Genomic DNA, 26,239 nt, shown 5'->3' on the forward strand with positions numbered 1-26,239 from the left:
TTCAACGCGCGGAGCGATGCCTCCTATTCCGCGCGCCCTGTCGCCGTGAGCGTTCCGTGGGCCCCTGTCTCCGCGAGGGCTACCGCCTGGTCCGGTGCTCCTCGTGTGCCCCGCGCACGAGCTCGGCCCACACGTCCTTCACCCGCCGCCGCAGCTCCGGCAGCGGCACGTCGTTGTCGATCACGATGTCGGCGATCTCCCGGCGCTGCTCCCTGGTCGCCTGGGCGGCCATCCTGGCGCGGGCGTCCTTCTCGCTCATGCCGCGCAGCCGGACCAGCCGGTCGAGCTGGGTCTCGGGAGAGGCGTCGACGACCACCACGAGGTCGTAGAGCGGGGCGAGGCCGTTCTCGGTGAGGAGGGGGACGTCGTGGACGACCACGGCGTCCTCGGGGGCCGCGGTCTCCAGCTCACGGGAGCGGGCGCCGACCAGCGGGTGCACGATCGCGTTGAGAACGGCCAGTTTCTCCGGGTCGGCGAAGACGATCGAACCCAGCCTGGGGCGGTCGAGGCCGCCGTCCGGGGCGAGGACGTCCTCCCCGAAGGCGTCGACGACCGCCGCGAGTCCCGGCGTTCCCGGCGCGACGACCTCGCGCGCGATGCGGTCCGCGTCGATCAGCACGGCCCCGCACTCGACGAGCAGCCGCGACACCTCGCTCTTGCCGGCGCCGATCCCGCCGGTCAGGCCCACCTTCAGCATGAGCGGAAGCTTAGGGCCTGCCGTCGGCGGCGCCCCCGGCAGGCCCCGGCCCCGGGCGAGGCGGTGGTCAGTTGTCGCCCTCGCGCTCCGCCAGGAAGCGCTCGAACTCCTGGCCGATCTCGTCGGCCGACGGGATGTCCACCGGCTCGGCGAGCATGTTGCCCCGGGTCTCGGCGCCCGCCGCGGCGTCGTACTGGTGTTCAAGGCCCTGGACCAGCGCGGTGAGCTCCTCGTCGCCCTCCTGGATCTGGCGGTCGATCTCGGTCTGGGTCCGGTGCGCGTCCGTGCGCAGGCTGTGCGCGATGCCCGGCAGGACCAGGCCGGTCGCCGCGGTGATCGCCTCCAGGACGGTCAGCGCCGCGTCCGGGTACGCGGAGCGGGCGATGTAGTGCGGGACGTGCGCGGCGACGCCCAGGACGTCGTGCCCCGCCTCCACGAGGCGGTACTCGACGAGCGCCGCCGCGCTGCCGGGCACCTGGGCCTCGTCGAAGGGGCTGCGGTGGCCCGGCACCAGGTCCGTGCGGTTGCCGTGCGGGGTCAGGCCCACGGGGCGGGTGTGCGGAACGCCCATCGGGATGCCGTGGAAGTTCACCGACAGGCGTACACCCAGCCGCTCCACGATCTGCTTCACGGCCACGGCGAAGCGCTCCCACTCGACGTCCGGCTCGGGCCCGGACAGCAGCAGGAAGGGCGCTCCGGTGGTGTCCTGGAGAAGCCGCACCTCGATGGCGGGCTCCTCGTACTCCGTCCAGCGGTCGCGCTGGAAGGTCAGCAGCGGCCGGCGCGCGCGGTAGTCCACCAGTCGGTCGTGGTCGAAGCGGGCGACGAGTTGGTGGGGCAGCGAGTCGAGGAGCCGGTCGACGATCTGGTCGCCGGTCTCGCCCGCGTCGATGTATCCGTCGAAGTGGTAGAGCATGACAAGTCCGGCCGACTCCTGGGCCAGCGCCATGTCGACGACGGCCAGCCCCTTCGGCTCCCATGCGTACAAACCCTGCGGATCAAGCACTTGGACCGCTCCTCCTCGTGTTCGTACATCTCAACGCGCGTGGAGGCACGGTCATTCCCGCCCGGACCCATGATCAGTCGGCTCACACCCGTCTCAGGACAGGCGGGCAGGACAACACCGAGGGGCCGCACCTCGGAAGGTACGGCCCCTCAGTCAGGAGCTACAGCTCAGTGAGCGGCGATCAGCTCTGGCCGCCGGCCAGCTTCTCGCGAAGCGCGGCGAGCGCCTCGTCCGAGGCCAGCGCACCGGAGGTGTCCGCACCCTCGGAGGAGTACGAGCCGCCACCGGACGCGGCCGGAGCCGCAGCCTCGCCGCCCTCGGCGGCAGCAGCCGCGTCGGCCTCGCGGGACTTGATGACCTGCTGCTGGTGCTGCTCGAAGCGGGTCTGCGCCTCGGCGTACTGGCGCTCCCACTCCTCGCGCTGCTTCTCGTAGCCCTCGAGCCAGTCGTTGGTCTCGGGGTCGAAGCCCTCGGGGTAGATGTAGTTGCCCTGGTCGTCGTACGACGCGGCCATGCCGTACAGGGTCGGGTCGAACTCGACCGAGGCCGGGTCGGCACCGAAGGACTCGTTGGCCTGCTTCAGGGACAGCGAGATCCGGCGACGCTCGAGGTCGATGTCGATGACCTTGACGAAGATCTCGTCGTTGACCTGGACGACCTGCTCCGGGATCTCCACGTGGCGCTCGGCCAGCTCGGAGATGTGGACCAGACCCTCGATGCCCTCGTCCACGCGGACGAACGCACCGAACGGAACCAGCTTCGTGACCTTGCCGGGCACGACCTGGCCGATCTGGTGGGTGCGGGCGAACTGCTGCCACGGGTCTTCCTGGGTCGCCTTCAGCGACAGGGAGACGCGCTCGCGGTCCATGTCGACGTCGAGGACCTCGACCGTGACCTCCTGGCCGACCTCGACGACCTCGGAGGGGTGGTCGATGTGCTTCCAGGACAGCTCGGAGACGTGGACCAGACCGTCGACGCCACCCAGGTCCACGAAGGCACCGAAGTTGACGATCGAGGAGACCACACCGGAACGGACCTGACCCTTCTGGAGGGTCGTGAGGAACGTCTGGCGGACCTCGGACTGGGTCTGCTCCAGCCAGGCACGGCGGGACAGGACCACGTTGTTGCGGTTCTTGTCCAGCTCGATGATCTTCGCCTCGAGCTCCTTGCCCACGTAGGGCTGGAGGTCGCGGACGCGGCGCATCTCGACCAGGGAGGCCGGGAGGAAGCCACGGAGGCCGATGTCGAGGATGAGGCCACCCTTGACGACCTCGATGACGGTACCGGTGACGATGCCGTCCTCTTCCTTGATCTTCTCGATGGTGCCCCAGGCACGCTCGTACTGGGCGCGCTTCTTCGAGAGGATCAGGCGGCCTTCCTTGTCCTCCTTCTGGAGGACCAGGGCCTCGATCTCGTCACCGACGGCGACGACCTCGTTCGGGTCGACGTCGTGCTTGATCGAGAGCTCTCGGCTCGGGATGACACCTTCGGTCTTGTAACCGATGTCGAGCAGGACCTCGTCCCGGTCGACCTTCACGATGACGCCGTCGACGATGTCGCCGTCGTTGAAGTACTTGATCGTCTCGTCGATCGCGGCGAGGAAGGCTTCCTCGTTACCGATGTCGTTGACCGCAACCTGCGGGGTGGTGGCGGTGGTCTCGGTGCTGCTCGTCATGTGGGAAAGGGCTCCGGTACGGACATTGAAGTCGTAGGTACTGCTACGCCGGGAGCCCGTATCGCTCTGAAGAAGCCGGACAGCTCAAGAAGCGCCCCACCAGCGAACTGGCGATGCGCCTCGACAACCGAGGGGACATACAACAGATGCGAGCGCAGCCTGCTCCGTCTGAGGCGCGCAGGCCCGCAGCGCAACTTGTAGCATACGGGGGCAGCCGGGCAGGGTCAATGCGCGAAGGCGCACACCCGGGGCAGAACGCCGCATACCCGGCACACAACCTTTCTCCTGAGGCCACGCAGGCCGCAGGAAGCCCCTCCGGTGACACTCCGGTGGCACCGTCGGGCGGGTTGCACGGAAGAGTACGACGAGGGAGCCGATCATCCAAGAGCCCGTATCGCCCGCGCAGGTCCCCGAGCCGGGCTTCGAACCCGAGGCCACCCGGCGCGACGCCGACGTCACGGAGAGCTCCCGGGCCAACCGGGGCTGGTGGGACCGCAACGCGGACGAGTACCAGACCGAGCACGGCACCTTCCTCGGCGACGACCGCTTCGTGTGGGGTCCCGAGGGTCTCGACGAGGTGGAGGCCGAGCTGCTCGGGCCGCCCGAGGACCTCAAGGGCCAGGACGTCCTGGAGATCGGCGCCGGCGCGGCCCAGTGCTCGCGCTGGCTGGCCGCCCGGGGCGCGCGCCCGGTCGCCCTGGACCTCTCGCACCGGCAGCTCCAGCACGCGCTGCGCATCGGTGGGGGTTTCCCGCTGGTGTGCGCCGACGCGGGGGCGCTGCCCTTCGCGGACGGCTCCTTCGACCTGGCCTGCTCGGCGTACGGGGCGCTGCCCTTCGTGGCCGATCCGGTGCTGGTGCTGGAGGAGGTCCACCGGGTCCTGCGCCCCGGCGGCCGGTTCGTGTTCTCGGTGACCCATCCGATCCGCTGGGCGTTCCCGGACGAGCCGGGCCCGGAGGGCCTGTCGGTCTCCGCCTCCTATTTCGACCGTACGCCGTACGTGGAGGTGGACGAGCGGGGCCAGGCGGTCTACGTCGAGCACCACCGCACGATCGGCGACCGGGTCCGCGATCTGGTGACCGCCGGTTTCCGTCTGGTGGACCTGGTCGAGCCGGAGTGGCCGGCCTGGAACACCTCCGAGTGGGGCGGCTGGTCGCCGCTGCGCGGAAACCTGATCCCGGGCACCGCGATCTTCGTCTGTGAGCGCGGCCAGGAGAGCAACCGCTCTCGTTAGACAACGCGCGCGCGTGAGCGCGGGTGACGCACGCGTGCGTGAGGCGCGTGAGCGCGGGCGGCGCACGCGGGCGTGGGGCGCGAGGTCGCGGCCGTACGACACTGGGGGCGTGATCCTCCGTACCGACGCCCTGGACGCGCTGCCCGTGCGCACCGCCCTGCCCGCCCTGAACGAGGCTCTGGACGGGCCCGGCACCGCCGTGCTGGCCGCGCCGCCGGGCACCGGCAAGACCACGCTGGTGCCGCTGGCGCTGGCCGGGCTGCTGGGCGAGGGGCCGGCGCGGCGGGTGGTCGTGGCCGAGCCGAGGCGGATCGCGGCTCGGGCGGCGGCCCGGCGGATGGCGTGGCTGCTGGGCGAGAGAACCGGGGAGAGCGTCGGCTTCACCGTGCGCGGGGAGCGGTCCGTCGGGCGGCACACGCGCGTGGAGGTCGTCACGACCGGCGTGCTGCTGCAACGGCTCCAGCGCGACCAGGAGCTGACGGGTGTCGACGTCGTGATGCTCGACGAGTGCCACGAACGGCATCTGGACGCGGACACGTCGGCCGCCTTCCTGTGGGACGTGCGCGAGACGCTGCGGCCCGGGCTGCGGCTGGTGGCCGCCTCCGCGACGACGGACACGGCGGGGTGGGCGGGGCTGCTGGGCGGGGCGCCGGTGGTGGAGGCCCACGGCTCCTCCTACGACGTGGAGGTGGTCTGGGCTCCCCCGGCCCGTCCGGTACGGCCGCCGCACGGGATGCGGGTGGATCCGGCGCTGCTGGCACATGTGGCCTCGGTGGTGCGGCGGGCGCTGACCGAGCGGTCGGGGGACGTGCTGTGCTTCCTGCCGGGTGTCGGCGAGATCGCCCGGGTGGCGGGGTTGCTCGGCGCCCCGGACGGCGTGGACGTGCTCCAGGTGCACGGGCGGGCTCCGGCGGCCGTGCAGGACGCGGTGCTCTCGCCGGGTGAGCGGCGCCGGGTCGTGCTGGCGACGTCCGTGGCGGAGTCCTCGCTGACGGTCCCCGGGGTGCGGGTGGTCGTGGACTCGGGGCTGGCGCGGGAGCCCCGGGTGGACCACGCGCGCGGGCTGAGCGCGCTGACGACCGTACGGGCCTCGCGGGCGGCGGCGCGGCAGCGGGCCGGACGCGCCGGACGCGAGGCGCCGGGCGCGGTCTACCGCTGCTGGACGGAGGCGGAGGACGCCCGGCTGCCGCGTTTCCCCGCACCGGAGATCAAGGTGGCCGACCTCACCGCGTTCGCCCTTCAGGCGGCCTGCTGGGGCGACCCCGAGGCGACGGGGCTGGCGTTGCTGGATCCGCCGCCTGAGGGCGCGATGGCGGCGGCGCGGGCTCTGCTGACGGCCGTCGGAGCGGTCGACTCCGCCGGCCGGGCCACTCGCAGGGGGGTGCGGCTGGCCCGGCTGGGGCTGCACCCCCGGCTGGGGCGGGCGTTGCTGGACGGGGCCTCGCTGGTGGGAGTGGAGCGGGCCGCGGAAGTCGTCGCGTTGCTGAGCGAGGAGGTTCCGCGGGAGTACGGCGACGATCTGGGCGCCGCTCTGCGCAGTGTCCGGCGCGGGGGTGACGCCTATTCGGGGAGGTGGCGTTCCGAGGTCCGGCGGCTGCGGGCCGTCGTCGGCACGGACGTCAGCGCCTCCCGGCCGCCCGCCGGTGAGTCCCGGCCGCCCGCCGGTGGCTCTCGGCCGCAGACCGGCGTCCCGGCCGGGCCGGGCGCCGGGGACGATCACGTCGCCGGGCTCGTCGCCGCGCTCGCGTTTCCGGAGCGGATCGCCACGCTCGACGGCGGGTCCTACCTCATGGTCTCCGGAACTCGCGCCGAACTCCGCGAAGGCTCCTCCCTGCGCTCCTCCCCCTGGCTCGCCGTCGCCGTCGCCGACCGGCCCGTGGAGAAGGGTCACGCGCGGGTGCAGCTCGCGGCGGTCGTCGACGAGGAGGTGGCGCGAGGGGCGGCGGGTGCGTTGCGCGACGAGCGGGACGAGGTGCACTGGGCGGGCGGGGACGTCGTCGCGCGGCGGGTCGAGCGGCTCGGCGCCGTGGAGCTGGCGGTGCGTCCCCTCACGGGCGCCGACGGCGGTCTGGTACGCGCCGCACTGCTCGACGGGCTGCGGCAGGAAGGGTTCCGGTTGCTGCGGTGGTCCGCCGAGGCGGAGGCGCTGCGGCAGCGGCTGGCGTTTCTGCGGCTGCGTCTGGGCGAGCCGTGGCCTGACGTGTCGGACGCAGCGCTGCACGCGCGCGTGGACGAGTGGCTCGAGCCGGAGCTGGGGCGGGCCCGGCGGCGGGCCGACCTCGCGCGGATCGACGCCGGGGAGGCGCTCGGGCGGCTGCTGCCCTGGGCGTCCGGGGAGGCGGCCCGGCTCGACGAGCTGGCGCCGGAGCGGATCACCGTACCGAGTGGGTCCAGGATCCGGATCGACTACACGGATCCCGAGCGGCCGGTCCTGGCGGTGAAGCTGCAGGAGATGTTCGGGCTGCAGGAGTCGCCGCGGGTCGCGGGGGTTGCGCTGCTGGTGCATCTGCTGTCGCCCGCCGGGCGGCCGGCCGCCGTCACCGCCGATCTCGCGTCGTTCTGGAGGGACGGGTACAGGGGGGTGCGGGCGGAACTGCGGGGGCGGTATCCGAAGCATCCGTGGCCGGAGGACCCGGCGTCCGCCGAGCCGACGCGGCACACCAACGCGCGGCTCAGGCGGTGACCGGTTCCGGTTCGGCCGTCCTGACCGGTGGCGGGTCCGCCGGGCGGCGGCCACGGGCCTCCAGGTACAGCGACAGGGCGAGCAGCAGGGCGCCCAGGGTGAGGAAGCCCCGGGGCAGGTGGGAGGTCATCAGCAGGACCAGGGTGCGGTTGTGCTTGACCAGGGCCACGGTGTGCTCGGTGTAGTCCTCGCGCATCTTCACGTGGCCCGCGAAGGCCGTGACCTTGGCGCGGCCGCCCAGGAGGGAACCGCCGCGCAGTTCCTCCTTGTGGATCTCCTCGCCGTAGACGGGCGCGCCGGTCAGGGGCTCGACCCAGAACCTGCGGACCGTGGTGTACCAGCGGGTGGTGCCGGTCCTGGCGACGGTCTCGGGGGTGATGCCGGCGACGGGCATGGTCTTCGGCATGGGGACCTTGGTCCAGGGGACCGTCTGCTCGAAGTAGTAGACCTTGACCCCGCGGAAGTCCCGGGTGCCCCGGTAGTGGATGGGGGCGGTGGTGCGGGCCTGGGCGTCGAAGTACTCGTAGTCCCGTTTCTCCGTCATGAAGGGCCACTTGAACTCGATGCCCTCGCGGCGGACCGGGTCGCCGTCGACCGTCTCTCCGGTGGCGTGGACGGGTTCCTGGGTGTGGGCGTCGAAGATGTAGCGCTCGGGGACCTTGGAGACCATCTTGCCGTCGGGGCCCTGGACGTAGGACAGGCCGTCCCAGACGACGACGTCCCGCCCCGCGGTCTTCTCGATCTTCTCGGATGCCTCCACGTTGCCCTTGAGGGTCTGCACGACGGTGACCCGGGGGACCGTGCGGGCGGTCATCGTGCCGTAGTCGAGGAGGGTCGCGTTCTTCGCCTCCAGGACCATCGTCTGGTACTCGTTCGCGGGGATCTTGGCCAGACGCGGGAAGGCGTACCAGCGCAGGAGCGGGGACAGCGCCGCGAAGAACACGGCGAGGGCGAGCAGGACCAGGCTTGCCTTGCGGCGCATCTCGACCTCCCTCCGGGGCGGTTACGGGTGGGCGGGCACCGTCGTGAGCAGTGGCTTCGGTGAGGTCTTCCCGGTCGGTGTGCCGAGCGCGGTGAGGGTGAGGACCAGGGCGAGCGCGACGGCGAGTCCGGTGGTGGCGGCGATCAGGGCGCGCATACGGGCCTCCCGGCGGAAACGGCCGACCTCAAGAGCTGACATGACGTCAGGTGCGGCACCGTAGCAACGGGCGGTCGAGATGAGAACACGTCGGACACCACTGCGGCGCCCCTCCGCCGGGAGGGGCGCCGCAGTGGTCGTCGGGCGGTCGTGCGCGCCGGCGGTTACGAGCCGGTGGTGGAGGACCCGCTCGGGGAGGCGCTCGCGCTCGGGTCCGTGGTCGGCTCGCTCGACGGCTCGCCGGGCGTCGGGCTGGGCGACTCGGACGCGGGGGCCGTGACGGTCAGTTCGACGGTGAGGGTCGCTCCGCCCGTGGTGGTGATGCGCAGCAGGAACGTCCCGGTGGTGTCGTCCGCGTACAGCTTCGGCAGCTTCAGCAGGCCGTTGGCGTCGGTCTGAAGACCCGTCAGGGTGCGGACGGGGTTGCCGGAGGCGTCCTTGAAGTAGGGGCCCTTGTCGTTGGCGGTCGGGTCGTCGGCCGACTTCACGAGGGTGGCGGTCGCGGCGACCTTGTCGGCGACGGCCCCCTTGTAGGTGGCCTTCACCTCGACCTGTTCGGCGAACTCGCCGCCCGCGACACAGGTCGGCGCGGTGGTGCCGGTACGGGCGAGGGTGTCGGCGGCGCGCGCGGTGACGGTGGCCTTGTAGTCGAGGGCGGTGATCGTGCGGCCCACGACGGTGGCACGGACGGTGAACGTGCCCGTCTTCTCGCCCGCCTGGAGCGCGGGTGCGACGGCGACGCCCTTGCTGTTGGTGACGACCGCGGCGACGCTCTCGCCGCCGGTGAAGGTGGCGTCGGTGTCGCCGACGATCGTGAAGCGGACCCTGACCTTGGCGACGGCCTTGCCGGCCGCCGTCTCCGTACGGGTGCTGATCTTCGAGGTGAACGCGTCACCCGCCATCGCGGTCAGCTTCGCCGTGCCCGCGTCCTCCAGGTGGTCGACCGTGTCGGTCGGGGTGCTCGGTGCGGGCGGCGTGCTGGGAGTGTCGGGGGCCGGCGGCGTGCTGGGGGGCGTCGACGGGGTGGGCGGCGTGGACGGCGTGGACGGCGTCGACGGGGTGGAGCCGGTGTCGCTGTCGTCGCTGCGGTTGGACGGTACGGAGCCGGTGCCGTCGGGGATCTCGTGGGTGCCCTTGCGGTAGTACTCCAGCCACGACATGACGGTGTTGTAGTAGGCCGTCGAGTTGTTGTAGCTGAGGATCGCGCTGCGCATGCCCGACGTGGTCGACATGTCCCAGCTGTTGCGGCACAGGTAGTGGCCGGCGGCGAGCGCGGCGTCGTAGATGTTGTTGGGGTCCTTCTTGCCGTCGCCGTTGCCGTCGCGGCCCGCCCACGCCCAGGTGGAGGGGATGAACTGCATGGGGCCGACGGCGCGGTCGTGGGTGGAGTCGCCGTCGTAGGCGCCGTCGTCGGTGTCGCTGATGTTGGCGAAGCCGTTGCCGTCGAGGACGGGGCCGAGGATGGGTGTGATCGTGGTGCCGTCGGCGGTGACGTTGCCGCCGCGGGCCTGGCCCGACTCGACCTTGCCGATGGCGGCGAGGAGTTGCCAGGGCAGGTTGCAGCCGGGCTTGGACTCGGCCAGCTCCGCCTCGGCCTTCTTGTAGGCGTCCAGGACGGTCGCGGGGATGCCGGCCTCGGAACTGCCCGTGCCGGTCGGGGTGGTGGCGCCCTCGCTCGGAGCGGGGTTCGGGCTGTTCAGCGGCGGCAGGTCCGTGTAGTACGGCGAGTTGCCGGTGGCGCTGTCGTCGGTGCTCGCGTCCGTGGCGGGGGTGTCGGCGGCGGCCCGTCCGCCCACACCGCCGGCCGTCACGTCCGGGGCCTGGGACGCGGCCAGGGCCGCGACCGCCAGTGCGGCCACGGTGGTGTTGACCGCTCCCTTGCGCAGCCTGCTGCCGAAATGCGCCGACGACATGAAGTGAACCCCTCCCGTGGACGCCCGAGCGCCCGTGTCCTTGTCTGCACCACGTCCGTGGCCACTGTGAGATGCCTGTGGCTGTTGTGACGATCGACCCGCCCCGAGGGTTGCACCCGGAGCGGACCGCGCTGGTCTGTTCTTTTGTTCGACCGTGCCGTACGGCACGGTAACCCCAGCGACCCTACGACAACTTCTTTTGCACCGGCACCCGTTGGACCGCCGATTTCACCGGTTGGCCGCGGCGCGTTCGCACGGGAACCACTCCCGCATACTGGACGTCTTCGGTCACCGTGCCCGTCGAAAACCGCACCATGCGCCACAGGGAGCCGCGTTGCCGTTCACTCTGAGCCACGCGGCGGCGGTGCTGCCCGCCGTGCGCACCGACGGAACCGGCCGCGGACGGCTGGTGCCGGCCGTCCTCGTGGCGGGTTCGTTCGCCCCCGACATGACCTACTACGCGGCGAGCGTCCTGTCCGGGGCCATGGAGTTCGGCGACGTCACGCACTCCTTCCCCGGCGTCTTCACCGTCGACGTGCTCATCGCCTGGGCGCTGGTGGGGCTCTGGCTGCTGCTGCGTGAACCGCTGGTGGCCCTGCTGCCGTCGTCCCGGCGGGCCGGGCCGGCCGCGCTGACCCGCTGTGGAACGCCACGCGCGCGCGTACGGCCCGCGGCCGCGGCGTGGTGGTACGTCTCCGCGGTGCTCGGCGCGCTGACACACGTGGTGTGGGACGCCTTCACGCACCTCGACCGCTGGGGCATGCGACTGTTCCCGGTCCTGGGCGAGAAGGTCGCGGGCTCTCCGCTCTACTGGTATCTGCAGTACGGCGGTTCGGCCGTGGCCGCCGTCGTGCTCGCCGTGTTCGTCGGGTGCGCGCTGCGCCGGGCGCCCGCCGGTGAGCCCGTCGGGGTGCCGTCGCTGTCCGTACGGGACCGGTGGTGGGCCGGGGCGGTGATCGGCGGCTGCGCGCTGGCGGGGGCCGCCCAGAGGGTGACGCGGTGGTGGGCATACCGGGAGCCGCGGGACGCGAGGCCGTGGGAGGTGATCCCGACGGTCTGTTTCGGCGCGGGCGCGGGCCTGGTGCTGGGGCTGCTGCTGTACGCCGTCGGCGTGCGCGTGTGGCGTCCGGCCGCCCGGGGCGCCGTCACCGCGGGCCCCTCGGAGGTCAGGGCGCGGCGGAGCCGTCAGGGCGTGCGCTGAGGGGTGCCGTTGTCGCGACGAAGACCTCGATACGGCGGGGCCGGCGGGGGCCGCGCAGCCGGCCCAGGGAGCCGAGCGCGAGGCGCAGCCGGCCGCGGGCCCGCTCTGCCCACGGACGCGGACTGCCGTCCCGGGGGACGAGCCGGGCCGGGAACCGGGTCACGAGCCGGGCCGGGAGCCGGGCCGGCCGGGGGTGGCTCAGGCGGGCGGCGGCCGCGCGCAGGGCGGTGGCCGGGGTGCCGGGGACGCGGGGTGTGGCGGCGCCGGGCGCGCGGGCGGGGAGCGGTCGGGGCGCGGCGGCCGCGTCGGGGTCGACCCGCGTGTCCGCGGTCGCCGTGGTGTGAACGCGTGCGGTGGCCGTCCGGCGGTGGTGCATGCGTATACCCATGGCCGCATCCTGGCGGGCGGAGGGCGTCGGGGGCGTGTTCTCGGGGGCCACGCGGGTGAGGGCCCTTCGGGCGAAGCACCGGGAGTGACGGACGGGCGGCCACGGGCCCTGCCCGTTGGCAGGGCCCGCTCCTCGACGGGCCTTGAGCCGGCGACGGCCTGCCCGTCCCGGCCCTCGCGCACGGCTCCCGCTCCTTCTCCGGAGGCCGGGGGGTGTGGCGAAAGTCCCGCACAGCACCCGCGGCGCCCGGCTCGCTCCCCCACTCTCGGCTTCGCCCGAGCGGGAGGCACCCCCACCGCGGCACCGACCGAAAGCCCGCTTACGCCCAGTACGTGGACTTTCGTCCGGCACGCCGGGAGCACGCACCGGACACCCCGGGCACCGCACAGGACCTTCGCGACACCCCCTAGTGCGCCGCCGACTCCCAGTCCGGGCCCGCGCCGACCGAGACGTCCAGCGGGGCCCTGAGGTGGACGGCGCCGGTCATCTCGCGGCGGACCAGTTCCTCGACGGCCGCGCGCTCGCCGGGGGCGATCTCCAGCACGATTTCGTCGTGGACCTGGAGCAGCATGCGGGAGGTGAGGTCCGCCGCGCGCAGCGCGCCGTCCACCTTCAGCATGGCGATCTTGACGATGTCGGCCGCGGTGCCCTGGATGGGTGCGTTCAGGGCCATGCGCTCGGCCGCCTCACGGCGCTGGCGGTTGTCGCTGTTGAGGTCGGGGAGGTAGCGGCGGCGGCCGAAGAGCGTCGCCGTGTAGCCCGTCGCCCTGGCCTCGTCGACGGCCCGGCGCAGATAGTCGCGGACGCCGCCGAAGCGCTCGAAGTACGCGTCCATCAGGGCGCGTGCCTCCGCCGCCTCGATGTTCAGCTGCTGGGACAGGCCGAACGCCGACAGGCCGTAGGCCAGGCCGTACGACATGGCCTTGATCTTGCGGCGCATCTCGGCGTCCACCGCGGTGGGCTCGACGCCGAACACCTGGGAGGCGGCCGTGGTGTGCAGGTCCTCGCCGGAGGTGAACGCCTCGATGAGGCCCTCGTCCTCGGAGAGGTGGGCCATCACCCGCAGTTCGATCTGGCTGTAGTCGGCGGTCATCAGGGACTCGAAGCCCTCGCCGACGACGAAGCCGCGGCGGATCGCGCGGCCCTCGTCCGTGCGGACCGGGATGTTCTGCAGGTTCGGGTCCGTGGAGGACAGGCGGCCGGTCGCGGCGACCGTCTGGTTGAACGTGGTGTGGATGCGGCCGTCGGCGGCGATGGTCTTGATCAGGCCGTCGACGGTGACGCGGAGCTTCGCCTGCTCGCGGTGGCGCAGCATGATCACCGGCAGCTCGTTGTCCGTCTGGGTGGCGAGCCAGGCCAGGGCGTCGGCGTCGGTGGTGTAGCCGGTCTTGGTCTTCTTGGTCCTGGGCAGGCCCAGTTCGCCGAAGAGGACCTCCTGGAGCTGCTTGGGCGAGCCCAGGTTGAACTCGTGCCCGGCGGCCGCGTGCGCCTCCTTCACGGCCTGCTGGACGGCGCCCGCGAACATCTGCTCCATGGCCTCCAGATGGGCGCGGTCGGCCGCGATGCCGTGCCGCTCCATGCGGGCGAGGAGGGCGGAGGTGGGCAGTTCCATGTCCTGGAGGAGGTCCGCCGCGCCGACCTCCTCGAGCTTGCCCGTGAAGGCCTCGCCGAGGTCGAGGATCGCGCGGGCCTGCACCATGAGGGCCTCCGCCTCGGCGCCGTCGTCCGCGCCGAAGGCGAGCTGGCCGTCGGCAGCGGCGGCGGGGGCCAGCTCACGGCCCAGGTACTCCAGGGACAGCGCGTCCAGGTCGAAGGAGCGCCGGCCCGGCTTGACCAGGTAGGCGGCGAGGGCGGTGTCCATCCGGACGCCGGTGACCGTCCAGCCGTGCTCGGCGAACACGCGCATGGCGCCCTTGACGTTGTGCAGGACCTTGGGGCGGTCCCCGGCGGCCAGCCAGGCCACCCACGCGTTCTCGTCGGCCTCGTCCAGCTGGGACGGGTCGAACCAGGCGGCCGGTCCGGCGGCGGTGGCCAGCGCGACCTCGGCGACCGAGCCGGTGCCCAGCGCCCAGGTGTCGACGGTGGCGACGCCGAGCGGCTCGCCGCCGTGCTCGGTGAGCCAGCCGGCCAGCTCGCCCGTGGCCAGTACGGTGCCGTCCAGCTGCACACCGCCGGTGATCACCGGAGTCGTCTCGGCCTCGGCGCCGCCCGGGTCGACGGCGAGGAGCCGCTCGCGCAGGGACGGGTTCCGGATCTCCAGGGTGTCCAGGACCATCGCGACGGCCGTGCGGTCGTACGGGGCGCGCTCCAGGTCGGCGACCGCCTTGGGCAGCTCGACCGTGCGGACCATCTCGGTGAGGCGGCGGTTGAGCTTGACCGCCTCCAGGTGGTCACGGAGGTTCTGCCCGGCCTTGCCCTTGACCTCCTCGACGCGCTCGACCAGCTCCGCGAACGAACCGAACTGGTTGATCCACTTCGCGGCCGTCTTCTCGCCGACGCCGGGGATGCCCGGGAGGTTGTCGGAGGGGTCGCCGCGCAGCGCCGCGAAGTCGGGGTACTGGGCGGGCGTCAACCCGTACTTCTCGAAGACCTTCTCCGGGGTGAACCGGGTCAGCTCCGAGACGCCCTTCGTCGGGTACAGCACCGTGGTGTGCTCGCTGACCAGCTGGAAGGAGTCGCGGTCGCCGGTGACGATCAGCACCTCGAATCCCTCGGCCTCGGCCTGGGTGGCGAGGGTGGCGATGACGTCGTCGGCCTCGAAGCCGTCGACGGCGAACCGCGAGACGTGCATCGCGTCCAGCAACTCGCCGATCAGCTCGACCTGGCCCTTGAACTCGTCCGGGGTCTTCGAGCGGTTCGCCTTGTACTCGGTGAACTCCTCGGAGCGCCAGGTCTTGCGGGAGACGTCGAAGGCCACCGCGAAATGCGTGGGCGCCTCGTCACGCAGGGTGTTGGCCAGCATCGACGCGAAGCCGTAGATCGCGTTCGTCGGCTGGCCCGTCGCGGTGGTGAAATTCTCCGCGGGCAGCGCGAAGAACGCTCGGTAGGCCAGCGAGTGCCCGTCCATGAGCATCAGGCGCGGGCGACTGCCGCCGGAGGGGGTGTCGGTCTTCTTCGATGCTGTCTCTGCCACGCCCCCGATCCTGCCACGCCCCACTGACACTCGGTCCCGGCCGCCGTCCCGCCGACCCAGGCGGGTTGCCTCTTCCGCAACCATTGCTCATTGCGCAACCATGGGCTCCGCCCTCCGCACGCACCGGCTGCCCAGGCTGTCGGCGGTGCGTGCGAGGATCGAGGACAGAGCAGTGCACGTGCCGGCGAAGGAGAGCGCAGCGATGGCAACGAAGCCGCCCAAGGCCGACCCGGTCCAGGACGCGCCGCAGGTCGCCGAGCCCAAGCATGCGGCGGCGGGCCTGCCGGCCATCGGGCACACCCTGCGCATGGCGCAGCAGCAGATGGGTGTGAAGCGCACCGCGCTGACCCTGCTGCGGGTCAACCAGAAGGACGGCTTCGACTGCCCGGGATGCGCCTGGCCCGAGCCCGACCACCGGCACGCGGCGGAATTCTGCGAGAACGGCGCGAAGGCGGTGGCCGAGGAGGCGACCCTGCGCCGGGTCACCCCGGAGTTCTTCGCCGCCCACCCCGTCGCCGACCTCGCCGGCCGCAGCGGCTACTGGCTCGGCCAGCAGGGGCGGCTCACCCACCCGATGTACCTCCCCGAGGGCGGCACGCACTACGAGCCCGTCAGCTGGGAGCGCGCCTTCGGCATCATCGCCGAGGAGACGGCCGCGCTCGCCTCCCCCGACGAGGCCGTTTTCTACACCTCGGGCCGCACCAGCAACGAGGCCGCCTTCCTCTACCAGCTCTTCGCGCGTGAGCTCGGCACGAACAACCTGCCGGACTGCTCCAACATGTGCCACGAGTCCTCCGGTTCGGCCCTGTCGCAGACCATCGGCATCGGCAAGGGCAGCGTCCTGCTGGAGGACCTCTACCGGGCCGACCTGATCATCGTCGCCGGCCAGAACCCGGGGACGAACCACCCGCGGATGCTCTCCGCGCTGGAGAAGGCCAAGGCGGGCGGCGCGAGGATCATCAGCGTCAACCCGCTGCCCGAGGCGGGCCTGGAGCGCTTCAAGAACCCGCAGACCCCCAAGGGCCTCACCGCGGGCGCGGCGCTCACCGACCTCTTCCTGCAGATCCGCATCGGCGGCGACCAGGCCCTCTTCCGTCTGCTCAACAAGCTGCTCCTCGAGACCGAGGGTGCCCTGGACGACGCGTTCATCGCCGAACACACCCATGGCTTCGAGGAGTTCGCCGAGGCCGCCCGCGCCGCCGACTGGGACGAGACGCTCACCGCGACGGGCCTCACGCGCGCGGAGATCGAGGAGACCCTGCGCATGGTGCTCGCCTCCGAGCGCACCATCGTCTGCTGGGCCATGGGACTCACCCAGCACAAGCACTCCGTGCCGACCATCCGCGAGGTGGTCAACTTCCTCCTCCTGCGCGGCAACATCGGCCGCCCGGGCGCGGGCGTGTGCCCGGTGCGCGGCCACTCGAACGTGCAGGGCGACCGCACCATGGGCATCTTCGAGCGCCCCGCCCCGGCCTTCCTGGACGCCCTGGAGAAGGAGTTCGGCTTCGCGCCCCCGCGCGAGCACGGCTACGACGTCGTACGGGCCATCCGCGCCCTGCGCGACGGCGAGGCGAAGCTGTTCTTCGCCATGGGCGGCAACTTCGTCGCCGCCTCCCCCGACACCGAGGTCACCGAGGCGGCCATGCGGCGCGCGCGGCTGACGGTGCACGTGTCGACGAAGCTCAACCGCTCCCACGTCGTCACGGGCGCGCGTGCCCTGATCCTGCCGACGCTGGGCCGCACCGAGCGCGACCTCCAGGGCAGCGGCGAGCAGTTCGTGACCGTCGAGGACTCCATGGGCATGGTGCACGCCTCGCGCGGGCGCCTGGCACCCGCGAGCGCCCACCTGCTGTCGGAGCCGGCCATCGTCTGCCGGCTCGCCCGGCGTGTGCTCGGCGAGAGCAGCAAGGTGCCGTGGGAGGAGTTCGAGAAGGACTACGCGACGATCCGCGACCGCATCGCGCGCGTGATCCCCGGCTTCGAGGACTTCAACACGCGCGTGGCGCGCCCCGGCGGCTTCACGCTCCCGCACGCCCCGCGCGACGAGCGCCGCTTCCCGACGGCCACCGGCAAGGCCAACTTCACCGCCGCGCCGGTGGAGTACCCGAAGCTGCCCGAGGGCCGGCTGCTGCTGCAGACGCTGCGCTCGCACGATCAGTACAACACCACGATCTACGGCCTCGACGACCGCTACCGGGGCATCAGGAACGGCCGCCGGGTCGTCCTGGTCAACGCCGAGGACGCGCGCGCGTCCGGGCTCGCCGACGGCTCGTACGTGGACCTGGTGAGCGAGTGGGAGGACGGCGTGGAGCGGCGGGCGCCCGGTTTCCGCGTCGTGGTGTACCCGACCACGCGGGGCTGTGCCGCCGCGTACTACCCGGAGACCAACGTGCTCGTCCCGCTGGACGCCACCGCCGACACCAGCAACACCCCGGCCAGCAAGTCCGTCGTGGTCCGTCTGGAACAATCGACGACCGACTGAGCGTTTGCTCAGTCATCGCGTGACGTGGATCGACGAACGGAGCCGGGCCCCATGGGCGAGCAGCAGCAAGTGAAGTTCCCTCAAGAGGTCATCGACGAGTACGCCGCGCTCGGCGTCGACCTCGTGGCCCTGTTCTCCGCGGGGCATCTCGGCACCCGCATGGGCGTGCAGATCATCGAGGCCTCGGCGGACCGCGTGGTCGGCACCATGCCGGTGGAGGGCAACACCCAGCCCTACGGGCTGCTGCACGGCGGTGCCTCCGCGGTGCTGGCCGAGACCCTCGGCTCGGTCGGTGCGATGCTGCACGGCGGCAGCTCCAAGATCGCCGTCGGGGTCGACCTCAACTGCACCCACCACCGGGGCGCCCGCTCCGGCCTGGTGACCGGCGTGGCCACACCCGTGCACCAGGGGCGCTCCACGGCGACGTACGAGATCGTGATCAGCGACGGGGAGGGGCGGCGGGTGTGCACCGCGCGGCTGACCTGTCTGCTGCGGGACGCCCCGGCCGCGGGCTGACGGCGCACGGGCGCCCCGAGCCGGCATGCGTCGGGCGCCCGTTGCCCTTCCGCGCCCCGGCGGCCTAGCGTCGGGGCATGACAAGGGGAGGGGCACACACGGCGGCGCGGGCGGCGGCCCGGCTGCTCGGACTGGCGTTGCTCGCGGGGGTGTCGGCGACCGCCTGCGGCGACCCGGCGGGGCACGGCACGGCCCGAAGCCCCTCCCCCTCCCCCGCCACCACCGCGCCCGAGGAACTGTGCACCCGCCTCGTCGCCCACTGGTCGCGGGAGGCCCTGGACGGCGGCACCTACGGCGACTACCAGTCGATGGGACTGTCCAACGGCCAGTACGAGATCCTGCGCAGCGTCGTGGACGCCGCGCGGGCGGAGAAGAAACGCCACGGAGCGGACGCCGCCGACGAGTTGATCGACCGTGAGACGCGCGCGGGCTGCACCGAGTGGTACCGCTCCGGCGGCCCGGGCGAAGGTCCCTGGCAGTGAGCGGCATCGGCCCGGTCGAGCCCGGCGAGGGCACGCACGCGTGGGACGCCACCGCCGGTGCGGGCACGCACGCGGGGAGCACCCCCACCGGCGCCCCCGCGCCCTCCCCGCACCCCAGCCCGCACCCGCGCCTCGCCCGCCTGACCCTGCTCTACGCCGCCCACCGCAGGGCCGTGCTCGCCACCGTCACCGCCGTCGGCCTCCTCGCGGGCGGCGGCCTTCTGTACGCGACCCGCCCCCACGGGCGCGAACAGGCCACCCCCCGACCGCCGTTCCCCGCCCAGGTCGTCGACGTCAGCTACCTGGGCGGGCACACCGTCCCGCCGGGCGCCCCGCCCCACACCCTCGCCTTCGAGGTGCTGCTGAACGTGGAGTCGGGCCCGCCGGTCACCGTGACACGGGTGTCCCAGCCGTACGCCGGCGTTTCCCTGACCTCGGATCCCCGGGCTCCGTTCCGCACGGGAGCGGGTTCCGCGCGCAAGATCGTCATCGCCCTGCACGTGACGGAATGCGGGAAAGTGCCGGAGAACGCAGGGCTGCCTTTCATCGACGTAACTCTACGTAATGCGCGTGCAATACAAGTACGGAGTTTCATCCTGGGTCCCCGCTATGCGCGAGACCTCTCCCAGGCCCTACAGGTCGCCTGTAGCAACGATTCCATGTAATCACCAAAACGCCCGAGACGCCTGAACCCATCAGGGTTCATCCTGCGCGTTCTCAACATGCGGACAGGGCGAATCGGCCTGAAATTCGCTGTTCCACCCGTCAAGTACCGCTCTGCATTACCTCGTGTCATAACAAGAGAGTCACAGCATGCTTCAGACCCTCCTCCCCGTTCCCTCCACCCGCTTAGAGTCACGCCCAGTCACCGCGCCACCGGAAAACCCCTTCGGCTCAGCGCTGTACTCGGCCTCTTCCAGGGGGGAGGGCCGCCCAGGGAAAGGACTGGAACGTGCGTCAACGTTCGCTCATCGCCATCACCGCTGCGCTGTCCGCCGGAGCGCTCACCCTCACCGCCTGCGGCTCGCGCGACAGTGACGACAAGGGCTCCGACAGCGGCGGCACCACCGTCACCATCGGCGTCGACGCCCCGCTCACCGGCGACCTGTCCGCGATGGGCCTCGGCATCAAGAACTCCGCCGACCTCGCCGCCAAGACGGCCAACAAGCAGAAGTACGTCGACGGCGTCACCTTCAAAATCGTCGCCAAGGACGACCAGGCGCAGCCCTCCGCGGGTCAGCAGAACGCCACGGCCCTCGTCGCCGACAAGAGCGTCCTCGGCGTCGTCGGCCCGCTGAACTCCTCCGTCGCCGAGTCGATGCAGAAGGTCTTCGACGACGCCAAGCTGGTCGAGGTCTCCCCGGCCAACACCAACCCGGCGCTCACCCAGGGCACCGACTGGGCGAAGTCCAAGAAGCGGACCTACAAGTCGTACTTCCGCACCGCGACCACGGACGCCATCCAGGGCCCGTTCGCCGCGCAGTACGTCTTCAACGACGCCAAGAAGAAGAAGGTCTTCGTCATCGACGACAAGAAGACCTACGGCGCCGGTCTGGCCGCCACCTTCACCGAGGAGTTCAAGAAGCTCGGCGGCACGGTCGTCGGCACCGAGCACATCAACCCCGACTCCAAGGACTTCTCCGCGGTCGCCACCAAGGTCAAGAACTCCGGCGCCGACGTCGTCTACTACGGCGGTGAGTACCCGCAGGCCGGTCCGCTGAGCAAGCAGATCAAGGCCGCCGGTGCCAAGATCCCGCTGGTCGGCGGCGACGGCATCAACTCCGCGGACTACATCCCGCTGGCCGGCTCCAGCGCGACGGGTGACCTCTCCACCTCCGTCGGCGCCCCGGTCGAGGAGCTGGACTCCGCCAAGGAGTTCGTGGCCAACTACAAGGACGCCGGCTACAAGGAGGAGTACTCCGCCTACGGCGGTTACGCCTACGACTCCGCCTGGGCCATCATCGAGGCCGTCAAGAAGGTCGTCGAGGACAACGACGGCAAGCTGCCGGACGACGCCCGCGCCAAGATCACGGCCGCGATGCAGAACGTCTCGTTCGACGGTGTGACCGGCAAGGTCTCCTTCGACGAGTTCGGTGACGCCACGAACAAGCAGCTCACCGTCTACTCCGTCGAGAGCGGTGCCTGGAAGCCCGTCAAGACCGGCACCTACACCGGCTGACCTCCGCCCGCACCACTCCTGAGCCGCGCGGGGCGCTGTTCCACTGGCGCCCCGCGCGGACTCGCATCCGGCCCCACCCGTCGAAACATCCGAACCGTCTCGGAGGACATGCGGTGAACGAACTGCCGCAGCAGCTGGTCAACGGCCTGCTACTGGGATCCATGTACGGCCTGGTCGCCATCGGCTACACAATGGTCTATGGCATTGTCCAGCTCATCAACTTCGCCCACGGCGAGATCTTCATGACCGGAGCGTTCGGCGCTCTCACGGTCTACGTGTACATACTGCCCGACGGCACCGGCATGGCCGTCGCCCTGCCCCTGATGCTCGTCGGCGCCGTCCTGGTCTCCGTGACCGTCGCCGTGGGAGCGGAACGGTTCGCCTACCGTCCCCTCCGCAACGCACCACGCCTCGCGCCCCTCATCACCGCGATCGGCCTCTCCCTCGGCCTGCAGCAGGCCGTGTGGGCCTGGTACCCCGAGGCGAAGTCCGCCCGTGTGTTCCCCCAGATCGAGGGCGGCCCCTTCGAGATCGGCAGCGTCACCATCCAGACCGGTGACATCTTCCTGCTCGTCGCGGCGCCCCTCAGCATGGCCTTCCTCGCCTACTTCGTGATGAAGACCCGCACCGGACGCGGCATGCAGGCCACGGCCCAGGACCCGGACACCGCGAAGCTCATGGGCGTCAACACCGACCGCATCATCGTGATCGCGTTCGCCCTCGGCGCCACCTTCGCCGCCGTCGGAGCCGTCGCCTACGGCCTCAAGTACGGCCAGATCTCCTTCACCATGGGCTTCCTGCTCGGCCTCAAGGCCTTCACCGCGGCCGTCCTCGGCGGCATCGGCAACATCTACGGAGCCATGATCGGCGGCGTCGTCCTCGGCATCGCCGAGACGCTGGCCACCGCCTACATCGCCGACATCCCGGGCATGGACCAGTTCGGCAGCAACTCCTGGGCAGACGTCTGGGCCTTCGTACTCCTCATCCTCGTTCTGCTGTTCCGGCCCCAGGGCCTGCTCGGCGAGCGCGTCGCGGACAGGGCGTGACACCGATGACGACACAGACCACCACCCCCGAGGCGTTCGGCAAGACCGCCTCCGCCCCGGCCGGCCTCATCGGCATCCCCGAGACCGCGGCCCGCGCCCTCGCCGCCGGCGGCTCCGTCCTCACCATCATCTCCACCTTCCTCGCCTGGACCTGGACGGCCGCCTTCCCCGGCGACCTCACCGTCTACGGCTACCCGGGCGGACTGCAGGTCCTCGTCCTCATCGGCGGCGCCCTCACCACGCTGTTCTGCCTGGCCTCCTACTCCGTCAAGGGCCTCGGCTGGCTCGTCCCCGCGGGCGCCGACTCGGCGATCAAGTTCGCCGCCCTCGCCACCTTCGCCACCAGCTGGTACACGGTCATCGCGATCAGCGTCGACCTCGGCGGCGTCGTCAACCTCGAACCGGGCGGCTACGTCGTCGCCGTGGCCAGCCTCGTCGCCTTCCTCGGCGCCCTGGCCCTGCCGTTCGAGCACCCCGAGCCCGACCCGATCGACCCCGACGACACGTCGTGGGAGCACACCAAGCACAAGGCCGCCCACCAGTGGCAGACCGTCAAGGCCGCCTTCGCCACCGGCACCGCGCGCCCCGTCGGCAAGCTCCCCGCCTACGCGGAGATCCTGGTCATCGTCGCGGTCCTCGCCGTCGTCCTCACGGTCTTCACCTACGGCATCGGCACCGAGTACGACGAGCTCTTCATCGGCTTCCTCATCACCGCCGGCTTCGGCTTCGCCGCCCTCAACAAGTCCGGCCTGGTGGCCCAGGCCAGCCAGATCACCGCCCGGCACCAGAACATCACCATCTGCGGCGCCTTCGTCGCTGCGGCGCTGTTCCCCTTCACCCAGACCGACGACCAGTACGCGACCCTCGGCGTCTACATCCTCATCTTCGCCACGGTCGCCCTCGGCCTGAACATCGTCGTCGGCCTCGCCGGCCTCCTCGACCTCGGCTACGTCGCCTTCCTCGGCGTCGGCGCCTACGCCGCGGCCATGGTCTCCGGCTCGCCCAGCTCGCCCTTCGACGTGCACTTCCCGTTCTGGGCCGCCGCCCTGGTCGGCGCCGCCGCATCCCTCGTCTTCGGCGTCCTCATCGGCGCCCCGACCCTGCGGCTGCGCGGCGACTACCTGGCCATCGTCACCCTCGGCTTCGGTGAGATCTTCCGCATCACCGCCAACAACCTGGACGGCACCTCCGGACCCGACATCACCAACGGCTCCAACGGCATCTCCTCCATCCCGAACCTGAACATCCTCGGGTTCGACTTCGGAGCCGTCCACAACATCCTCGGCGTCGACATCGGCCGCTTCGCCAACTACTTCTTCCTGATGCTGATCATCACCGCCATCGTCGTGACCGTGTTCCGGCGCAGCGGCGACTCCCGCATCGGCCGCGCCTGGGTCGCCATCCGCGAGGACGAGACCGCCGCCCTCGCCATGGGCATCAACGGCTTCCGCGTGAAGCTCATCGCCTTCGCCGTCGGCGCCTCGCTCGCCGGCCTCGCCGGCACCGTCCAGGCCCACGTCACCTACACCGTGACCCCCGAGCAGTACCTCTTCGCCGGGCCCATCCCGCCCAACTCCGCCTTCCTGCTCGCCGCGGTCGTCCTCGGCGGCATGGGCACCATCGGCGGCCCCCTCATCGGTGCCTCGCTGCTCTTCCTCATCCCCAACAAGCTCCAGTTCCTGGGCGACTACCAGCTCTTCGCCTTCGGCCTCGCACTCATCCTGCTGATGCGCTTCCGCCCGGAGGGAATGATCCCCAACCGGCGCCGTCAGCTCGAGTTCCACGAGGAAGCGGAAGCGCCCACCGTCCTGACGAAGGCAGGGGCCTGACCACCATGACCACCGACACCACCACCCAGGTCGCCCCCGCCGGCGAGAAGGTCCTCGACGCACGCGGCGTCACCATGCGCTTCGGCGGCCTCACCGCCGTCCGCAACGTCGACCTCCACGTCAACGCCGGAGAGATCGTCGGCCTCATCGGTCCCAACGGCGCCGGCAAGACGACCTTCTTCAACTGCCTCACGGGCCTGTACATCCCCACCGAGGGCGAGGTCCGCTACAAGGGCGACGTCCTGCCGCCCAAGTCCTTCAAGGTCACCGCCGCGGGCATCGCCCGCACCTTCCAGAACATCCGCCTGTTCGCCAACATGACGGTCCTCGAGAACGTCCTCGTCGGCCGCCACACGCGGACCAAGGAAGGCTTCTGGTCCGCCGTCCTGCGCGGCCCCGGCTTCCACAAGGCCGAGGCCGCCTCCCGCGAACGCGCCATGGAACTCCTGGAGTTCGTCGGACTGGAGAAGAAGGCCGACCACCTCGCCCGCAACCTCCCGTACGGCGAGCAGCGCAAGCTGGAGATCGCGCGGGCCCTGGCCAGCGAGCCCGGCCTGCTGCTCCTGGACGAGCCGACCGCCGGCATGAACCCGCAGGAGACGCGGGCGACGGAGGAACTCGTCTTCGCCATCCGCGACAAGGGCATCGCCGTTCTCGTCATCGAGCACGACATGCGCTTCATCTTCAACCTGTGCGACCGCGTGGCCGTCCTCGTCCAGGGCGAGAAGCTCGTCGAGGGCGACAGCGCCACCGTCCAGGGCGACGAGCGCGTCGTCGCCGCCTACCTCGGTGAGCCCTTCGAGAACGCCCCCGGCGACGAAGAGGTGGCCGAGGTCGAAGCGGCCGAGGCACACGCCGCGGCCCCGACGGACGCCGACACCACGACGGACGCCGTGCCCGGCAAGGAGAACGACCGATGACCGCACTGCTCGAAGTCGAGGACCTCCGGGTCGCCTACGGCAAGATCGAAGCCGTGAAGGGCATCTCCTTCAAGGTCGAGGCCGGCGAGGTCGTCACCCTCATCGGCACCAACGGCGCCGGCAAGACGACGACCCTGCGCACCCTGTCCGGCCTGCTGAAGCCGGTCGGCGGCCAGATCAAGTTCGACGGCAAGTCGCTGAAGAAGGTACCCGCCCACAACATCGTCTCGCTGGGACTCGCCCACTCCCCCGAGGGGCGGCACATCTTCCCCCGCATGACGATCGAGGACAACCTCCGCCTCGGCGCCTTCCTCCGCAGCGACAAGGCGGGCATCGAGAAGGACATCCAGCGCGCCTACGACCTCTTCCCCATCCTGGGAGAGCGCCGCAAGCAGGCCGCGGGCACCCTGTCCGGCGGTGAGCAGCAGATGCTGGCCATGGGACGCGCCCTGATGTCCCAGCCGAAGCTGCTGATGCTCGACGAGCCGTCCATGGGCCTGTCGCCGATCATGATGCAGAAGATCATGGCCACCATCGCCGAGCTGAAGTCCCAGGGCATGACGATCCTGCTCATCGAGCAGAACGCCCAGGCGGCCCTGTCGCTCGCCGACCAGGGCCATGTGATGGAGATCGGCAAGATCGTCCTCTCCGGCACCGGCCAGGACCTGCTACACGACGAGTCCGTCCGCAAGGCCTACCTCGGCGAGGACTGAGCCTCCCCGGCACGACGAGGCCCGCGCCCCTTCTCCGGGCGCGGGCCTCGTCGCTCGTGTGCGGGCGTCCTTGTGTACGGGCGTCCTTGGCTACGGGCGTCAGGGAATCAGCCCTTGTTCGCCTTCTTCTCCTCGGCATCCTGGATGACGGCCTCGGCGACCTGCTGCATCGACATGCGCCGGTCCATGGACGTCTTCTGGATCCACCGGAACGCGGCCGGCTCGGTCAGCCCGTACTCCGTCTGGAGGATGGACTTCGCCCGGTCGACCAGCTTGCGGGTCTCCAGGCGGAGCGTGAGGTCGGCGACCTCCCTCTCCAGCTCCTTCAGCTCGGTGAACCGGGAGACGGCCATCTCGATCGCCGGCACGACGTCACTCTTGCTGAACGGCTTGACGAGGTACGCCATGGCACCGGCGTCGCGGGCCCGCTCGACGAGGTCGCGCTGCGAGAAGGCGGTGAGCATCAGCACCGGGGCGATCCGCTCCTCGGCGATCTTCTCGGCGGCGGAGATGCCGTCCAGCTTCGGCATCTTCACGTCGAGGATCACGAGATCCGGCTGGTGCTCGCGGGCCAGCTCGATCGCCTGCTCGCCGTCACCCGCCTCGCCCACGACGCTGTAGCCCTCCTCCTCCAGCATCTCTTTCAGATCGAGCCGGATCAGGGCCTCGTCCTCGGCAATGACGACACGGGTCGTCAGCGGAGGCACGTGCGACTTGTCGTCGTCGGGCGCGTCTACGGGCTGGGGCGACTCGGGGGCGGTCACGGGGGCTCCTCGTTCAGGGCAGGGGTACTGCTGACAAGAGCCTACCCAGCTGCGGTAAGGTGGGGGCACGGCGGGTGGCTGTCGACCTTGTTTTTAAAGGGAGCCCCGGTAGCCCAGCGGTAGAGGCAATGGTCTCAAACACCATACAGCGTCGGTTCGAATCCGACCCGGGGTACTTTTCCTTGTTTTTCAAGGATGTCATTCAGAAGCGGATGTTCTCGTTCTCGTGAACATCCGCTT

The 26,239-nt window shown here is 71.2% G+C and carries 21 protein-coding genes and 1 tRNA gene; 13 read left to right on the forward strand and 9 right to left on the reverse strand.

Annotated features, from left to right (window positions below; translation table 11 throughout):
* Positions 1-79: 79 nt before the first annotated feature.
* The 3 genes from coaE to rpsA all read right to left on the reverse strand — a co-directional run bounded on the left by coaE (position 80) and on the right by rpsA (position 3,378).
* The gene (gene coaE / locus ACFY30_RS21325; RefSeq protein WP_390846736.1) at positions 80-697 is read right to left on the reverse strand and encodes a dephospho-CoA kinase; all 618 of its coding nucleotides are present in this window, start codon (positions 695-697) and stop codon (positions 80-82) included.
* A gap of 67 nt (positions 698-764) precedes the next feature.
* Positions 765-1,703, reverse strand: coding sequence for a PAC2 family protein (locus tag ACFY30_RS21330; RefSeq protein ID WP_390846738.1), 939 nt, complete (start codon positions 1,701-1,703; stop codon positions 765-767).
* A 181-nt stretch (positions 1,704-1,884) separates the two neighbouring features.
* Positions 1,885-3,378, reverse strand: coding sequence for a 30S ribosomal protein S1 (gene rpsA, locus ACFY30_RS21335; RefSeq protein ID WP_067015219.1), 1,494 nt, complete (start codon positions 3,376-3,378; stop codon positions 1,885-1,887).
* A 376-nt stretch (positions 3,379-3,754) separates the two neighbouring features.
* On the opposite strand from rpsA, the gene ACFY30_RS21340 reads away from it, so the two are divergent.
* Positions 3,755-4,612, forward strand: a complete 858-nt coding sequence (locus tag ACFY30_RS21340) for a class I SAM-dependent methyltransferase (protein ID WP_390846849.1) — start codon at positions 3,755-3,757, stop codon at positions 4,610-4,612.
* A 112-nt stretch (positions 4,613-4,724) separates the two neighbouring features.
* Positions 4,725-7,295: an ATP-dependent helicase HrpB gene (gene hrpB, locus ACFY30_RS21345; RefSeq protein WP_390846850.1), complete on the forward strand. Its 2,571-nt coding sequence runs from the start codon at positions 4,725-4,727 to the stop codon at positions 7,293-7,295.
* On the opposite strand, the gene ACFY30_RS21350 is transcribed toward hrpB, so the two are convergent.
* The 3 genes from ACFY30_RS21350 to ACFY30_RS21360 form a co-directional block, all read right to left on the reverse strand.
* On the reverse strand, positions 7,285-8,277 hold the full coding sequence (locus ACFY30_RS21350) for a DUF3068 domain-containing protein (RefSeq protein WP_390846739.1): 993 nt from the start codon (positions 8,275-8,277) through the stop codon (positions 7,285-7,287). The two genes, hrpB and ACFY30_RS21350, sit on opposite strands and share 11 nt — an antisense overlap.
* Positions 8,278-8,298: 21 nt before the next feature.
* Positions 8,299-8,433, reverse strand: a complete 135-nt coding sequence (locus ACFY30_RS21355; RefSeq protein ID WP_390656200.1) for an SPW_0924 family protein — start codon at positions 8,431-8,433, stop codon at positions 8,299-8,301.
* Positions 8,434-8,597: 164 nt separating this feature from the next.
* Positions 8,598-10,346, reverse strand: a complete 1,749-nt coding sequence (locus tag ACFY30_RS21360; RefSeq protein ID WP_390846740.1) for a lytic transglycosylase domain-containing protein — start codon at positions 10,344-10,346, stop codon at positions 8,598-8,600.
* A 334-nt stretch (positions 10,347-10,680) separates the two neighbouring features.
* Here ACFY30_RS21360 and ACFY30_RS21365 point away from each other — a divergent pair, with 334 nt between their 5' ends.
* On the forward strand, positions 10,681-11,547 hold the full coding sequence (locus tag ACFY30_RS21365) for a DUF4184 family protein (RefSeq protein ID WP_390846741.1): 867 nt from the start codon (positions 10,681-10,683) through the stop codon (positions 11,545-11,547).
* On the opposite strand, the gene ACFY30_RS21370 is transcribed toward ACFY30_RS21365, so the two are convergent.
* Positions 11,513-11,935, reverse strand: a complete 423-nt coding sequence (locus ACFY30_RS21370) for a hypothetical protein (RefSeq protein ID WP_390846742.1) — start codon at positions 11,933-11,935, stop codon at positions 11,513-11,515. The two genes, ACFY30_RS21365 and ACFY30_RS21370, sit on opposite strands and share 35 nt — an antisense overlap.
* A gap of 406 nt (positions 11,936-12,341) precedes the next feature.
* Complete coding sequence (gene polA, locus ACFY30_RS21375) at positions 12,342-15,068, reverse strand: DNA polymerase I (protein ID WP_390846743.1); 2,727 nt, start codon at positions 15,066-15,068, stop codon at positions 12,342-12,344.
* Positions 15,069-15,270: 202 nt separating this feature from the next.
* Between polA and ACFY30_RS21380 the strand changes: the two genes are divergently transcribed.
* The 9 genes from ACFY30_RS21380 (at position 15,271) to ACFY30_RS21420 (ending at position 25,235) form a co-directional block, all read left to right on the forward strand.
* A complete protein-coding gene (locus tag ACFY30_RS21380) occupies positions 15,271-17,550 on the forward strand; it encodes an FdhF/YdeP family oxidoreductase (protein ID WP_390846744.1) in 2,280 nt (759 codons plus the stop codon).
* Between the two features lie 51 nt (positions 17,551-17,601).
* A complete protein-coding gene (locus ACFY30_RS21385; protein WP_390846745.1) occupies positions 17,602-18,066 on the forward strand; it encodes a PaaI family thioesterase in 465 nt (154 codons plus the stop codon).
* A gap of 77 nt (positions 18,067-18,143) precedes the next feature.
* A complete protein-coding gene (locus ACFY30_RS21390; protein WP_390846746.1) occupies positions 18,144-18,548 on the forward strand; it encodes a hypothetical protein in 405 nt (134 codons plus the stop codon).
* Entirely contained in the window at positions 18,545-19,213 is a 669-nt protein-coding gene (locus ACFY30_RS21395; protein ID WP_390846747.1) for a Tat pathway signal sequence domain protein, read from the forward strand. Before ACFY30_RS21390 ends, ACFY30_RS21395 begins: the two co-directional genes overlap by 4 nt.
* 287 nt (positions 19,214-19,500) lie before the next feature.
* Positions 19,501-20,727, forward strand: coding sequence for a branched-chain amino acid ABC transporter substrate-binding protein (locus tag ACFY30_RS21400; RefSeq protein ID WP_390655931.1), 1,227 nt, complete (start codon positions 19,501-19,503; stop codon positions 20,725-20,727).
* Positions 20,728-20,840: 113 nt separating this feature from the next.
* On the forward strand, positions 20,841-21,773 hold the full coding sequence (locus tag ACFY30_RS21405; protein ID WP_390655930.1) for a branched-chain amino acid ABC transporter permease: 933 nt from the start codon (positions 20,841-20,843) through the stop codon (positions 21,771-21,773).
* 5 nt (positions 21,774-21,778) lie between these two features.
* Positions 21,779-23,602 (forward strand): branched-chain amino acid ABC transporter permease, encoded by a 1,824-nt coding sequence (locus tag ACFY30_RS21410; RefSeq protein WP_390846748.1) that lies wholly within the window; start codon positions 21,779-21,781, stop codon positions 23,600-23,602.
* Positions 23,603-23,607: 5 nt separating this feature from the next.
* A complete protein-coding gene (locus ACFY30_RS21415) occupies positions 23,608-24,522 on the forward strand; it encodes an ABC transporter ATP-binding protein (RefSeq protein WP_390846749.1) in 915 nt (304 codons plus the stop codon).
* Entirely contained in the window at positions 24,519-25,235 is a 717-nt protein-coding gene (locus ACFY30_RS21420) for an ABC transporter ATP-binding protein (protein ID WP_390655927.1), read from the forward strand. The genes ACFY30_RS21415 and ACFY30_RS21420 overlap by 4 nt, the downstream gene beginning before the upstream one ends.
* 107 nt (positions 25,236-25,342) lie before the next feature.
* On the opposite strand, the gene ACFY30_RS21425 is transcribed toward ACFY30_RS21420, so the two are convergent.
* Entirely contained in the window at positions 25,343-25,999 is a 657-nt protein-coding gene (locus tag ACFY30_RS21425) for an ANTAR domain-containing response regulator (RefSeq protein ID WP_390846750.1), read from the reverse strand.
* Between the two features lie 102 nt (positions 26,000-26,101).
* Between ACFY30_RS21425 and ACFY30_RS21430 the strand changes: the two genes are divergently transcribed.
* Positions 26,102-26,174, forward strand: a tRNA-Leu gene (locus ACFY30_RS21430).
* The last annotated feature ends 65 nt before the right edge of the window (positions 26,175-26,239 follow it).

Source organism: Streptomyces sp. NPDC000345 (assembly GCF_042898825.1).
Taxonomy (GTDB): domain Bacteria; phylum Actinomycetota; class Actinomycetes; order Streptomycetales; family Streptomycetaceae; genus Streptomyces.

What these genes read in the sequence shown, in the direction of transcription:
- coaE (WP_390846736.1), bottom strand. Translation starts at nt 697, where the DNA reads ATGCTGAAGGTGGGCCTGACCGGCGGGATCGGCGCCGGCAAGAGCGAG.
- rpsA (WP_067015219.1), bottom strand. Translation starts at nt 3,378, where the DNA reads ATGACGAGCAGCACCGAGACCACCGCCACCACCCCGCAGGTTGCGGTC.
- ACFY30_RS21350 (WP_390846739.1), bottom strand. Translation starts at nt 8,277, where the DNA reads ATGCGCCGCAAGGCAAGCCTGGTCCTGCTCGCCCTCGCCGTGTTCTTC.
- ACFY30_RS21355 (WP_390656200.1), bottom strand. Translation starts at nt 8,433, where the DNA reads ATGCGCGCCCTGATCGCCGCCACCACCGGACTCGCCGTCGCGCTCGCC.
- ACFY30_RS21360 (WP_390846740.1), bottom strand. Translation starts at nt 10,346, where the DNA reads ATGTCGTCGGCGCATTTCGGCAGCAGGCTGCGCAAGGGAGCGGTCAAC.
- ACFY30_RS21370 (WP_390846742.1), bottom strand. Translation starts at nt 11,935, where the DNA reads ATGGGTATACGCATGCACCACCGCCGGACGGCCACCGCACGCGTTCAC.
- ACFY30_RS21380 (WP_390846744.1), top strand. Translation starts at nt 15,271, where the DNA reads ATGGCAACGAAGCCGCCCAAGGCCGACCCGGTCCAGGACGCGCCGCAG.
- ACFY30_RS21385 (WP_390846745.1), top strand. Translation starts at nt 17,602, where the DNA reads ATGGGCGAGCAGCAGCAAGTGAAGTTCCCTCAAGAGGTCATCGACGAG.
- ACFY30_RS21390 (WP_390846746.1), top strand. Translation starts at nt 18,144, where the DNA reads ATGACAAGGGGAGGGGCACACACGGCGGCGCGGGCGGCGGCCCGGCTG.
- ACFY30_RS21410 (WP_390846748.1), top strand. Translation starts at nt 21,779, where the DNA reads ATGACGACACAGACCACCACCCCCGAGGCGTTCGGCAAGACCGCCTCC.
- ACFY30_RS21415 (WP_390846749.1), top strand. Translation starts at nt 23,608, where the DNA reads ATGACCACCGACACCACCACCCAGGTCGCCCCCGCCGGCGAGAAGGTC.
- ACFY30_RS21420 (WP_390655927.1), top strand. Translation starts at nt 24,519, where the DNA reads ATGACCGCACTGCTCGAAGTCGAGGACCTCCGGGTCGCCTACGGCAAG.